This window comes from Streptomyces sp. NPDC050433 (assembly GCF_044458565.1).
GTDB lineage: Bacteria > Actinomycetota > Actinomycetes > Streptomycetales > Streptomycetaceae > Streptomyces.
Genome location: NZ_JBITIB010000014.1, coordinates 105,985 through 118,793 on the forward strand (window position 1 = coordinate 105,985; position 12,809 = coordinate 118,793).

Genomic DNA, 12,809 nt, shown 5'->3' on the forward strand with positions numbered 1-12,809 from the left:
GTCCGCCCATTGTCGCGCCTCAGCCGCCGAGCTTGCGGAACAGCCCCTCCTGGACGACCGAGACCAGCAGCCGGCCCGACCGGTCGTAGATACGCCCACGGGCCAGCCCCCGCCCGCCGGTCGCGATAGGCGACTCCTGGTCGTACAGGAACCACTCGTCCGCGCGGAACGGCCGGTGGAACCACATCGCGTGGTCCAGCGACGCCATGTCGTACCCGCGCGGCCCCCACAGCGGCTCGACCGGGATACGGACCGCGTCCAGCAGCGTCATGTCGCTCGCGTACGTCAGCGCGCACGTGTGCACCAGCGGGTCGTCGCCCAGCGGGCCCACCGCCCGCATCCACACCGCGCTGCGCGGATCGGCGTCCCTGACCTCCTCGGCCGTCCAGCGCAGCCGGTCCGCGTAGCGGATGTCGAACGGCTGACGGCGCGCCATCCGCTGATACGCCTCCGGCAGCCCGCCCAGATGCTCCCGGACCTCGTCCGCGACCGTCGGCAGCGACTCCGGGTCCGGGAAGTCGAGACGCGGCGGCAGCTGGTGCTCGAAGCCGCCCTCCTCCGCGTGGTGGAAGGACGCCGTCAGATTGAAGATCGTCCGTCCCTCCTGCACCGCCGTGACCCGGCGCGTGGTGAACGACCGGCCGTCGCGCACCCGTTCGACCTGGTAGACGATCGGCACGCCGGGTGTGCCGGGCCGCAGGAAGTAGGCGTGCAGCGAGTGGACCGGCCGGTCGTTCCCCGTGGTGCGCCCGGCCGCGACCAGCGCCTGGCCGGCGACCTGTCCGCCGAAGACCCGTTGCAGCGATTCGTCCGGGCTGCGCCCCCGGAAGATGTTGACCTCGATCCGCTCAAGATCGAGCAGATCGACCAGCCGCTCGGCGGGATTCGTCATTTTTCCGTTCTCCACAGGGTGAGGTGGGTGGTCGAACTACAGGGCGGACAGCTGGCCCACGGAGGTGACGCGGACCACCGCCCGGCCTTCCTCGTCGGACGCCGCGAGGTCGACCTCCGCGCTGATGCCCCAGTCGTGGTCGCCGTTCGGATCGGCGAACGACTGCCGGACCCGCCACAGACCGTGCTCCGGGTCCTCCTCGATGCCGAGCAGCTTCGGGCCGCGCGCGTCCGGACCGGTGCCCAGCTCCTCGTACTCGTCCCAGTACCCGTCCATCGCCTCGCCCCAGGCATCCGCGTCCCAGCCCGACTCGGCGTCCAGCTCGCCCAGTTCGTACGTCTTGTCCAGCGCCGCCAGCTCGACCCGGCGGAACATCGCGTTGCGCACCAGCACCCGGAACGCGCGGCCGTTCGCGGTGACCGGCTTGACCTGGTCGGCCTTCTCCTGCGCCTGTTCGGCGGTCTCCACCTCCGGGTTGGCCAGCTGCTCCCACTCGTCGAGGAGGCTGGAGTCGACCTGCCGCACCATCTCGCCGAGCCAGGCGATCAGGTCCTCCAGGTCCTCCGACTTCAGATCGTCGGGGATGGTGTGCTCGAACGCCTTGTACGCGCCCGCGAGATAGCGCAGCACGATGCCCTCGGTGCGCGCCAGCTCGTAGTGCGACGTGAACTCCGTGAAGGTCATGGCCCGTTCGAACATGTCACGGATGACGGACTTCGGCGAGACGGGGTGGTCGCCGACCCACGGATGGCTGGTGCGGTAGACCTCGTACGCGTGCCACAGCAGCTCCTCCAGCGGCTTCGGATACGTGAACTCCTGAAGCCGCTCCATCCGTTCCTCGTACTCGACGCCGTCGGCCTTCATCTGGCCGATCGCCTCGCCGCGCGCCTTGTTCTGCTGCGCGGCGAGGATCTGCCGGGGGTCGTCCAGCGTCGACTCGACGACGGAGACCATGTCCAGCGCGTACGAGGGCGAGCCGGGCTCCAGCAGTTCGAACGCGGCCAGCGCGAAGGTCGACAGCGGCTGGTTGAGCGCGAAGTTCTGCTGGAGGTCGACCGTGAGCCGGATGATGCGGCCCTCGGCGTCCGGGGTGTCCAGGCGCTCCACCACGCCACCGTCCAGCAGCGACCGGTAGATGGCGATCGCGCGCCTGATGTGCCGCAGCTGCTGCTTGCGCGGCTCGTGATTGTCCTCCAGGAGACGGCGCATCGCCTCGAAGGCGTTGCCGGGCCGCGCGATGACCGACAGCAGCATGGTGTGCGTGACCCGGAAGCGGGAGGTCAGCGGCTCCGGGTCGGAACCGATCAGCTTGTCGAACGTCGTCTCCGACCAGGCGACGAAACCCTCCGGGGCCTTCTTGCGGACCACCTTGCGGCGCTTCTTCGGGTCGTCGCCCGCCTTGGCGAGCGCCTTCTCGTTCTCCACGACATGCTCGGGAGCCTGCGCGACGACGAAGCCCGCCGTGTCGAAACCGGCCCGGCCGGCCCGGCCCGCGATCTGGTGGAACTCACGGGCACGCAGCGTACGCACGCGTGTGCCGTCGTACTTGGTGAGGGCGGTGAACAGCACCGTACGGATGGGGACGTTGACCCCGACGCCGAGCGTGTCCGTACCGCAGATCACCTTCAACAGACCGGCCTGCGCCAGCTTTTCGACGAGTCGGCGGTACTTCGGCAGCATGCCCGCGTGGTGCACCCCGATACCGTGGCGCACATACCGGGAGAGGTTGCGGCCGAACTTGGTGGTGAAGCGGAAGTTGCCGATCAGGTCGGCGATCCGGTCCTTCTCCTCCCGCGAGCACATGTTGATGCTCATCAGCGACTGCGCGCGCTCGACGGCCGCCGCCTGGGTGAAGTGCACGATGTAGACCGGCGCCTGACGGGTCTCCAGCAGCTCGGTCAGCGTCTCGGTGATCGGGGTGAGGCGGTACTCGTAACTCAGCGGCACCGGGCGCGTCGCCGAGCGCACGACGGAGGTGGGCCGCCCCGTACGGCGCGTCAGATCCTCCTCGAACCGCGACATGTCGCCGAGCGTCGCCGACATCAGGATGAACTGCGCCTGAGGCAGCTCCAGCAGCGGGATCTGCCACGCCCAGCCGCGGTCCGGCTCGGCGTAGAAGTGGAACTCGTCCATCACGACCTGGCCGATGTCGGCGTCCTTGCCGTCGCGCAGGGCGATGGAGGCCAGCACCTCCGCCGTGCAGCAGATGACCGGCGCGTCGGCGTTCACGGACGCGTCGCCCGTCAGCATGCCGACGTTCTCCGTACCGAAGAGTTTGCACAGGTCGAAGAACTTCTCCGACACCAGCGCCTTGATCGGAGCGGTGTAGAAGGTGACCTTGTCCGCGGCCAGCGCCGTGAAGTGCGCACCCGCCGCGATCAGGCTCTTTCCGGATCCCGTGGGGGTGGAGACGATCACGTTGGCCCCGGAGACCACCTCGATCAGCGCCTCCTCCTGAGCCGGATAGAGCGCGATGCCCTCGCCCTCGGCCCATGACGAGAAGGCCTCGAAGAGGGCATCGGGGTCGGCATCCGGCGGCAGCTGATCGATAAGGGTCACGCCCCCATCTTGCCTGCCTTCCGCCCCGATGAGGGAACCGGACGACCAGCCGAAGATCACGGACGATACGCTGCCCTGTCAACTGGGCCTCGCCGCAACGGTGATGGACCCTTCAGCACGCACCACCACAGCGACGACGGGGCGGGGATCGACCATGCGGGGACGACCATGATGGGGCCGGCGCACTCGCTGTCGGGCGCGGCGGCCTGGCTGGGGGTGGGAGCCGCCGCGGCGGCGGCGGACCGCGCCATGCCCTGGCCGGTGCTGGTCGTCGGTGCGCTGATCTGCGCCGGGGCGGCGCTCGCGCCCGACCTGGACCACAAGTCGGCGACGATCTCGCGGGCGTTCGGACCGGTGTCCAAGGCGCTGTGCGGCATCGTCGACAAGATGTCGTACGCGGTCTACAAGGCGACAAAGAAACCGGCCGACCCGCGCAGGACCGGCGGCCACCGCACCCTCACACACACCTGGCTCTGGGCCGTCATGATCGGCGGCGGCGCCTCCGCGCTCGCGATCCTCGGCGGCCGGTGGGCGGTCCTCGCGCTGCTCTTCGTCCATATGGTGCTCGCCGTCGAGGGGCTGCTCTGGCGGGCGGCACGGATGTCGAGCGACGTACTCGTGTGGCTGCTCGGCGCGACGAGCGCGTGGATCCTGGCCGGCGTACTGGACAAGCCGGGCAACGGCTCGGACTGGCTGTTCACGGCGCCGGGCCAGGAGTACCTGTGGCTGGGCCTGCCGATCGTCCTGGGCGCGCTGGTCCACGACATCGGCGACGCTCTGACGGTGTCGGGCTGCCCGATCCTGTGGCCGATCCCGGTGGGCCGCAAACGCTGGTACCCGATCGGACCACCGAAGGCGATCCGCTTCCGGGCCGGCAGCTGGGTGGAGCTGAAGGTGCTGATGCCGGTGTTCATGCTGCTGGGCGGGGTGGGCGGCGCGGCGGCGCTGAACGTGATCTGACGGCACGCTCTCGGTCGGGGCGGGGGGACTGGGCAGGGCGGCGCCCCCCCGAGCCCGCGTACCGGTCGGCACGGCATGTCCGTGAGGTCCCGTCCGGCCCGGGACGGCCGACACGTTCACCCCCGTAGCCCTTCGGACACGCCGGAGGAGGCGGAAACTCAGCCGTGCCAGGAGCGCCACAGCGCCGCGTACGCGCCGTTCGCCGCCACCAGGGCGTCGTGGCTGCCCAGTTCGCTGATCCGGCCCTCCTCGACCACCGCGATCACGTCCGCGTCGTGCGCGGTGTGCAGGCGGTGTGCGATGGCCACGACCGTGCGGCCGTCCAGCACCTTCGCCAGCGACCGCTCCAGATGCCGGGCGGCGCGCGGGTCGAGCAGTGACGTCGCCTCGTCCAGCACCAGCGTGTGCGGGTCGGCCAGCACCAGCCGTGCCAGCGCGATCTGCTGGGCCTGCGCCGGGGTGAGCGCCGTACCGCCGGAGCCGACCTCGGTGTCGAGCCCGTCATCGAGCGCGCGGGCCCAGCCGTCGGCGTCGACCGCACCGAGCGCCGCCCACAGCTCGGCGTCCGCCGCGTCCGCGCGGGCCAGCCGCAGGTTGTCGCGCATCGAGCCCACGAACACGTGGTGCTCCTGGTTGACCAGGGCGACATGCCCGCGCACCCGCTCCGCGGGCATCCGGGACAGTTCGGCCTCGCCGAGCGTGATCCGGCCCGTCCGCGGTGCGTAGATCCCGGCGAGCAGCCGCCCCAGCGTGGACTTGCCCGCGCCGGACGGTCCGACCAGGGCGACGCGGGTGCCCGGAGCGACGTCCAGTGTCACCTCGTGGAGGACGTCGACGCCCTCGCGGTAGCCGAAGTTGACCTGGTCGGCGCTGACGTCCCTGCCGTCCGGCACGACCTTCTCGTCGCCGTCGTCCGGCTCGATCTCGCGTACGCCGACGAGGCGGGCGATCGACACCTGCGCCACCTGAAGCTCGTCGTACCAGCGCAGGATGAGACCGACCGGGTCGACCAGCATCTGCGCGAACAGCGCACCGGTCGCCAGCTGCCCGACCGTGATCCAGCCCTGGAGCACGAAGACACCGCCACCCACCAGCGTCGCCGCGAAGATCGTGACGTGGGTGAGGTTGATGACCGGGAAGAGCACCGACCGCAGGTAGAGCGTGTACCGCTCCCACGCCGTCCACTCCTTGACGCGTCGGTCGGACAGCGCCACCCGGCGGCGGCCGAGGCGGTGCGCCTCCACCGTCCGGCCGGCGTCGATCGTCTCGGCGAGCACCGCGGCCACCGCCGCGTACCCCGCCGCCTCCGCGCGGTACGCCGCAGGTGCCCGCCGGAAGTACCAGCGGCAGCCCGCGATCAGCAGCGGCAGCGCCAGCACCACCGCGAGCGCCAGCGGCGGTGCGGTGACCGCCAGCGCGCCGATCAGCAGCGCCGCCCACACCACCCCGATCGCCAACTGGGGCACGGCCTCGCGCATCGCGTTGGCCAGCCGGTCGATGTCGGTGGTGATCCGGGACAGCAGGTCGCCGGTGCCGGCGCGCTCAAGGACGCCGGGCGGCAGCCGTACCGACCGTACGAGGAAGTCCTCGCGCAGGTCGGCCAGCATCTCCTCACCGAGCATCGCGGCGCGCAGCCGCATCATCCGGGTGAAGACGGTCTGGACGATGAGCGCGCACGCGAAGATGACGGCGGTGCGCTCCAGATGAAGCTCCTGCGCCCCCTTGGCGCCCTCGGACAGGTCCTCGACGACGCCGCCGAGCAGATAGGGACCCGCCATCGAGGCGATCACCGCGACCGCGTTGACCGCGATGAGCAGGACGAACGGCTTGCGGTGCCGCCGCAGCAGCTCCACGACATAGGCCCGTACGGTCACCGGACGGGCCACGGGCAGGGTGGTGGCCGACTCCGGTGCCGCCGGGTCGTACTCCGGTGGTGCCACGCCGATCATGCGGATTCCTCGATCTCTTCCAGCTGTTCCGGTGTCGTGAGCGGTGTCGGCAGATGCGCCCCGTCGCCCGAGGCGTCGTCGCCCGCCCTGTTCTCGGCCTCGGCCTCGGCCTCCGCCTCGTCGTCCGTGCGGCGCGTGACGACGTTCAGATAGCGCGGGTCGTCCCGCAGCAGCTCCCGGTGCGCCCCCGTCGCCGCGACCTTCCCGTCGTGGACGAACACCACCGTGTCCGCCCGGTCGAGCAGCAGCGGCGACGACGCGAACACGACGGTCGTACGGCCGCTCCGCAGGCGCCGTACGCCTTCCGCGATCCGCGCCTCCGTGTGCGAGTCCACCGCCGATGTGGGCTCGTCCAGGACCAGCACCTCCGGGTCGGCGACCAGCGAGCGGGCCAGCGCGAGCCGCTGGCGCTGCCCACCGGAGAGCGACCGGCCGCGTTCGGTGATGCGCGAGCGCATCGGGTCGCCGCTGCCGTCCACCGACGCCTGCACGAGCGCGGCGAGTACGTCGTCGCACTGCGCGGCGTCCAGGGCGTCCTTCGGCTCCACGGCGCCGGACGCGGGAACGTCCAGCAGCTCGGTCAGCGTGCCGGACAGCAGCACCGGATCCTTGTCCTGTACGAGGACGGAGGCGCGCGCCGCGTCCAGCGGGAGGTCGTCGAGCGCCACCGAACCGAGCAGCGCGGACGGAAGCTTCTCCTCGTCGGCCGTGTGCCCGCCCAGACGTTCGGCCAGCCGCCCGGCCGCGTCGGGGTCGCCGCACACGACGGCGGTCAGCCGACCGGCGGGGGCCAGCAGACCGGTCGCCGGGTCGAAGAGGTCACCGGTGGGCCGGGCGTCGTCGAGACCGCCGCGCTCCTCCTCGTAAGAGGTCCGCTCCAGCCGCAGCACGCGGGCCGCGCGCGTCGCCGAAGGACGCGAGAAGGAGTACGCCATGGCGATCTCCTCGAAGTGCCGGAGCGGGAAGAGCAGCAGGGTGACCGCGCTGTAGACGGTGACCAGTTCGCCGACCGAGATCCGGCCGTCGCCCGCGAGGATCGCGCCGTACCAGACCACCGTGATCAGCAGGACGCCCGGCAGGAACACCTGGATCGTCGAGATCAGCGCCCACATGCGGGCGCTGCGCACGGCCGCCTCGCGGACCTCCTGCGAGGCTTCCCGGTAGCGCGTGAGGAACAGCTCCTCGCCGCCGATGCCGCGCAGCACACGCAGTCCGGCCACCGTGTCGGCGGCCAGCTCGGTGGCCCGGCCGGCCTTCTCGCGCTGGACGTCGGCGCGCTGGGTGGCGCGGGGGAGCAGCGGGAGTACGGCCAGGGCGAGCACCGGCACGCCGATTGCCACGACCGCGCCGATCGACGGCACGTACAGCACGAGACCGACGCACACGACGACGACGGCGATGGCCGCCGCCAGGAAGCGCGACAGCGCCTCGACGAACCAGCCGATCTTCTCGACGTCCCCCGTCGACACGGCGACCACCTCGCCGGCCGCGACCCTGCGGGTCAGTGCCGAACCCAGCTCGGCGGTCTTGCGGGACAGCAGCTGCTGGACGCGGGACGCCGCGGTGATCCAGTTGGTGACGGCCGCGCGGTGCAGCATCGTGTCACCGAGGGTGATCGCGGCGCCGAAGAGGGCGATGACGGCACCGGCCAGCGCGAGGCGCCCGCCCGAGCGGTCCACGACGGCCTGTACGGCGAGTCCGGCGCCCAGCGGCAGCCCGGCGACGCCCAGCTGGTGGAGCAGCCCCCAGGAGAGCGATTTCAGCTGTCCGCGCAGCTGACGGCGCCCGAGCCAGTACAGGAAACGCGGTCCTGACCGGGCATCGGGTGTGCCGGGATCGGGATACGGAAGATCGCGAATCTGCATGACGTCCCAGTGAGTCGTGGATTGCCCAAACCGTGCAAGGTTGTCCTTCAGGGACGCTCCGGGGCAATCGATTATTCGCTTCTCGGCCACGCCGGGAGCGGGCGTGGCAAGGCCCGGCCGGCGCGCTCGCACCGACCGGGCCTACGGCCTTTCGGGTTACTTCTCGGGCTGCACCTCGGGCTGCACCTCGGGCCGGCCCCCTAAGCCTCGGACGGCTTCTCGGAGTCCGTGCCGGGGCGGGACTTCTTCCACTCGCCGCGGGTGAAGTCCGGAATCTGCTGCGGCTGGCCGTTCGCCTTGATGGACGCGTGGCTCAGCGGTACGGGGGCGGTCCACGTCGCCGCGTCGTACACGTCGAAGTCGGGGACGAGACCCAGCCGGACGCACTGCATCAGCCGGAAGACCATGATGTAGTCCATCCCGCCGTGCCCGCCGGGCGGATTCGCGTGCTCCTTCCACAGCCAGTGGTCCCACTCGGCGTACGCGCCGAAGTCGCCCCACTCGTCGTTCGCGTGGTCCGGCTCGATGTAGATGCGCGCCGGATAGTCCTCGAAGACGCCCCTGGTGCCGCCGAGACTGTTGATCCGGCTGTACGGGTGCGGTGTCGAGACGTCGTGCTCCAACCGGACGACCCGGCCCTTGGCCGTCTGGACGAGACTGATCGTCCGGTCGCTGCTGACGTATGTCTCCTTCCAACTGGCGTCGCCCGGCGGCATGTTCTCCTCGCGGTACTGGGCGAGGCCGAGTGCGGGCGTGCCGATGCTGGTGATGCTGACGGCGCGGTCACCGCGGTTGATGTCCAGGTAGTTGGCGACGGGGCCGAAGCCGTGGTTCGGATAGAGGTCGCCGCGCAGCCGGGTGTGCCACAGCCGGCGCCAGGGGCCTTCGTAGTAGTCCGGATCGAACATCAGGCCGCGCAGGTCGTGGTTGTACGCGCCGGCGCCGTGCAGCAGATCGCCGAACAGGCCCGCGTGCGCCATCCGCAGGACGCGCATCTCGTTCTTGCCGTACGCGCAGTTCTCCAGCTGCATGCAGTGGCGCCGGGTGCGCTCGGAGAGGTCGACCAGTTTCCACAGCTCGTCGAGGCGCATCGCGATCGGACACTCCACGCCGACGTGCTTGCCGGCCAGCATGGCCGTCCTGGCCATCTCGAAGTGGAAGTCCCACGGAGTGGCCACGTAGACGAAGTCGACGTCGCCGCGCGCGCAGAGCTGTTCGTAGTCGTGCTCGTCCTTCGTGTAGACGGCGGGTGCGGGCTGCCCGGCCTTGACGACCTTGGCGGCGGCGCTGAGGGTTTTGTCCCGCACCGTGTCGCACAGGGCGACGACCTGGACGCCGGGCACCGCGAGGAACAGGTCGATCATGCTGCCGCCGCGGTTGCCGAGGCCGATGATGCCGACGCGGACCGTGGAGCGTCTTTCGAAGGGCACACCGGCCATGGTGCGGCCCTGGCGCTCGGGGACGGCGGATTCGGCGCCGGCTGGGGCCGGGGCGGCTTGGGCGGCAGGGGCGGCTTGGGCCGCGGCGGCGGTGCCGCTGCCCAGGGCGCCGAGCCCGAGCCCGGCGCCGGCGACGCCCGCCGTAGTCCGGAGAGCGGAACGGCGGCTCATCGAGCCGCCGTTGTCGTCGTCCTTGCCGGGGTTCTGCTGTGCTGCGTCGTTCATGAAGCCTCCACAGGAGCTGACGTGCGCGGCGGAATTGAACCTCGGGAAGGACCTTGGTAGTTGGGACTGGCGATGCGCAAGAGGCCTCGTTTGGACTCTTCGATCGGACCCTTGGACTCTTCGGAGCGGTGGCCGGAACCCGCTCAGCAGCGCCGGACCGGCACGCCCCCCTCGTCGACAGGTCCGCCCACCAGCGCCGACAGCAGCCCGCCGAGCACGTCGCGCTGGTCCGCCGTCAGCGGCGCCAGGATGTCCTCGGCGGCCGACCTGCGCGCGTCACGCAGCGCCCGCAGCACGCCCCGGCCGGTCTCGGTCAGCTCGATCCGGATCACCCGGCGGTTGGTCGGGTCGGGCGCACGGCGTACACAGCCGCTCGACTCCAGGCCGTCGACCAGGCTCGTCACGGCGCGCGGCACCACTTCCAGGCGCTCGGCGAGATCCGCCATCCGGGGCGGACTGTCGTAGAAGGCGACCGTGCGCAGCAGGCGGGACTGCGCGGGGGTGATCCCGATCGGCTCCAGATAGCGCTTCTGGACGCGGTGGAGCCTGCGGGTCAGCCTCAGGAGCTGTTCGGCCAGCAGGCCGTCGGCGTCGGGGGTGCTCATGGCGGAATAATAACAGGACTACGTACATTGTGAAGCTAGGTAACAGTGAGCTATGCTCCTCCATGCTTTCCCGTATTGCCCCGAATCTCTTCTCCCCGAATCCCTCGAAGGAGCCCATGAAGTCCGAACTGTCGACCTGGAGGCCCTCCGCCCGGCCGCAGGATCCCTCCCAGCCCGAGCCACCGGCCCAACTGCGCCGTATCTTCCGGCTGTTCCGTCCGTACCGCGGTCGGCTCGCCGTCGTCGGCCTGCTCGTCGGTGCCTCGTCCCTCGTGGCCGTCGTCTCGCCCTTCATGCTGCGCGAGATCCTGGACACCGCGATCCCGCAGGGCCGCACCGGGCTGCTCAGCCTGCTCGCCCTCGGCATGATCCTCGCCGCCGTCCTCAGTGGCGTCTTCGGCGTCGTCCAGACCCTCATCTCCACGACGGTCGGCCAGCGCGTCATGCACGACCTGCGGACGGCCGTCTACGCGCAGCTGCAGCGCATGCCGCTCGCGTTCTTCACCCGCACGCGCACCGGCGAGGTCCAGTCCCGGATCGCCAACGACATCGGCGGCATGCAGGCGACGGTCACCTCCACCGCCACCTCGCTGGTCTCCAACCTCACCGCCGTCATCGCCACCGTCGTGGCGATGCTCGCGCTGGACTGGCGGCTGACCGTCGTCTCGCTGCTCCTGCTGCCGGTGTTCGTGTGGATCAGCCGCCGCGTCGGCCGTGAGCGCAAGCGGATCACCCTGCAACGGCAGAAGCAGATGGCCACGATGGCCGCCACGGTGACCGAGTCGCTGTCGGTGAGCGGCATCCTCCTCGGCCGCACGATGGGGCGCGCCGACTCACTCACCACATCCTTCGCCGCGGAGTCCGAGCGCCTTGTCGACCTGGAAGTCCGGTCGAACATGGCGGGGCGGTGGCGGATGTCCGTCATCGGCATCGTCATGGCCGCCATGCCCGCCGTCATCTACTGGGCGGCCGGCTTCGTCCTCCAGTCCGGCGGCACCGCCGTGTCCATCGGCACGCTCGTCGCCTTCGTCTCCCTCCAGCAGGGCCTCTTCCGCCCGGCCGTGAGCCTGCTCTCCACCGGCGTGCAGATGCAGACGTCGCTCGCGCTCTTCCAGCGCATCTTCGAATACCTCGACTTGCCCGTCGACATCACCGAACCGGCCAGCCCCGTCGCGCTCGACAAGATCCGGGGCGAAGTGCGCTTCGACGGCGTCGACTTCAGCTACGACGAGAAGGACGGCAACACCCTCCACGGCGTGAATCTGACCGTTCCGGCGGGTGGCAGCCTCGCCGTCGTCGGTCCCACCGGATCGGGCAAGTCGACCCTCAGCTATCTCGTACCGCGCCTGTACGACGTGACGGGCGGCCGGGTCCTGCTCGACGGGGTCGACGTACGCGACCTGAGCTTCGACACCCTCGCCCGCGCGGTCGGCGTCGTGTCGCAGGAGACGTATCTCTTCCACGCCTCCGTCGCGGACAACCTCCGCTTCGCGAAGCCGGACGCGACGGACGAGGAGATCGAGACGGCGGCCAGGGCGGCCCAGATCCACGACCACATCGCCGCCCTGCCCGACGGGTACGACACGCTGGTCGGCGAGCGCGGATACCGGTTCTCCGGCGGCGAGAAACAGCGCCTCGCGATCGCCCGCACCATCCTGCGCGACCCGCCGGTCCTCGTGCTCGACGAGGCGACCAGCGCGCTCGACACCCGTACGGAACACGCGGTCCAGCAGGCCATCGACGCCCTCTCCGAGGGCCGTACGACCATCACCATCGCGCACCGGCTCTCGACGGTGCGGGACGCCGATCAGATCGTCGTCCTCGACGCGGGGCGAATAGCCGAGCGCGGTACGCACGAGGAGCTGATCGACCGCGACGGCAGATACGCGGCGCTCGTCCGCAGGGACGGAACACCCACGCCCCTGGCCGCCGCACAGGACGCGCGCACGAGCGCCGCCTGACGGACGGCGGACACGGCGGACACGGCAGCGCCGCCGCTCCCTGGGACGGGAAGCGACGGCGCCGGTTGTAGGGGTGCGTCAGACGAGCCAGCCGACGAAGTGGACGAGGCCGGCGAGCAGGTTGGTGATGACGTTCATAGTGGTGCGTTCTCCTCGTGATGATGCACAGCTGGGACAGCGCAATCGCGGTCTGCAGCCCGTCGCTTGCGCACCGTAAGTATCTGCTGTCGCAGGGGAGTTGGGCCCAGAATCCCGTTGCGGTCACACCTTCCGGCGAACACCCGATCCCACGTTCGTGTGTTCGCGTCGCGGTGATGTCCCGCTTCGCCCTGTGCGAGGTGCCGGAATCCGCGC

General features: G+C 70.6%; 8 protein-coding genes. 2 read left to right on the forward strand and 6 right to left on the reverse strand.

The window, feature by feature from the left end; translation table 11 throughout:
* Nucleotides 1-19: 19 nt before the first annotated feature.
* Both ACIBLA_RS19080 and ACIBLA_RS19085 read right to left on the reverse strand, forming a co-directional pair.
* Nucleotides 20-892 (reverse strand): acyl-CoA thioesterase II, encoded by an 873-nt coding sequence (locus ACIBLA_RS19080; protein ID WP_363241947.1) that lies wholly within the window; start codon nt 890-892, stop codon nt 20-22.
* A gap of 36 nt (nt 893-928) precedes the next feature.
* Nucleotides 929-3,511: a DEAD/DEAH box helicase gene (locus tag ACIBLA_RS19085; protein WP_399199220.1), complete on the reverse strand. Its 2,583-nt coding sequence runs from the start codon at nt 3,509-3,511 to the stop codon at nt 929-931.
* 108 nt (nt 3,512-3,619) lie between these two features.
* Here ACIBLA_RS19085 and ACIBLA_RS19090 point away from each other — a divergent pair, with 108 nt between their 5' ends.
* Complete coding sequence (locus tag ACIBLA_RS19090; protein WP_363241949.1) at nt 3,620-4,411, forward strand: metal-dependent hydrolase; 792 nt, start codon at nt 3,620-3,622, stop codon at nt 4,409-4,411.
* A gap of 158 nt (nt 4,412-4,569) precedes the next feature.
* Here ACIBLA_RS19090 and ACIBLA_RS19095 read toward each other — a convergent pair whose 3' ends face one another.
* From ACIBLA_RS19095 to ACIBLA_RS19110, 4 genes are all read right to left on the reverse strand, one after another.
* Nucleotides 4,570-6,360 (reverse strand): ABC transporter ATP-binding protein, encoded by a 1,791-nt coding sequence (locus ACIBLA_RS19095; RefSeq protein WP_363241950.1) that lies wholly within the window; start codon nt 6,358-6,360, stop codon nt 4,570-4,572.
* Nucleotides 6,357-8,225, reverse strand: a complete 1,869-nt coding sequence (locus tag ACIBLA_RS19100) for an ABC transporter transmembrane domain-containing protein (RefSeq protein WP_399199221.1) — start codon at nt 8,223-8,225, stop codon at nt 6,357-6,359. Before ACIBLA_RS19100 ends, ACIBLA_RS19095 begins: the two co-directional genes overlap by 4 nt.
* Before the next feature lie 200 nt (nt 8,226-8,425).
* Complete coding sequence (locus ACIBLA_RS19105) at nt 8,426-9,889, reverse strand: Gfo/Idh/MocA family protein (RefSeq protein ID WP_399199222.1); 1,464 nt, start codon at nt 9,887-9,889, stop codon at nt 8,426-8,428.
* Nucleotides 9,890-10,032: 143 nt separating this feature from the next.
* Entirely contained in the window at nt 10,033-10,494 is a 462-nt protein-coding gene (locus ACIBLA_RS19110; protein WP_363241954.1) for a MarR family transcriptional regulator, read from the reverse strand.
* A gap of 116 nt (nt 10,495-10,610) precedes the next feature.
* Between ACIBLA_RS19110 and ACIBLA_RS19115 the strand changes: the two genes are divergently transcribed.
* Nucleotides 10,611-12,455 carry a NovA family novobiocin export ABC transporter gene (locus tag ACIBLA_RS19115; protein WP_399199223.1) on the forward strand — a complete coding sequence of 615 codons (1,845 nt, stop codon included), beginning with the start codon at nt 10,611-10,613 and terminating at the stop codon, nt 12,453-12,455.
* Nucleotides 12,456-12,809: the final 354 nt, after the last annotated feature.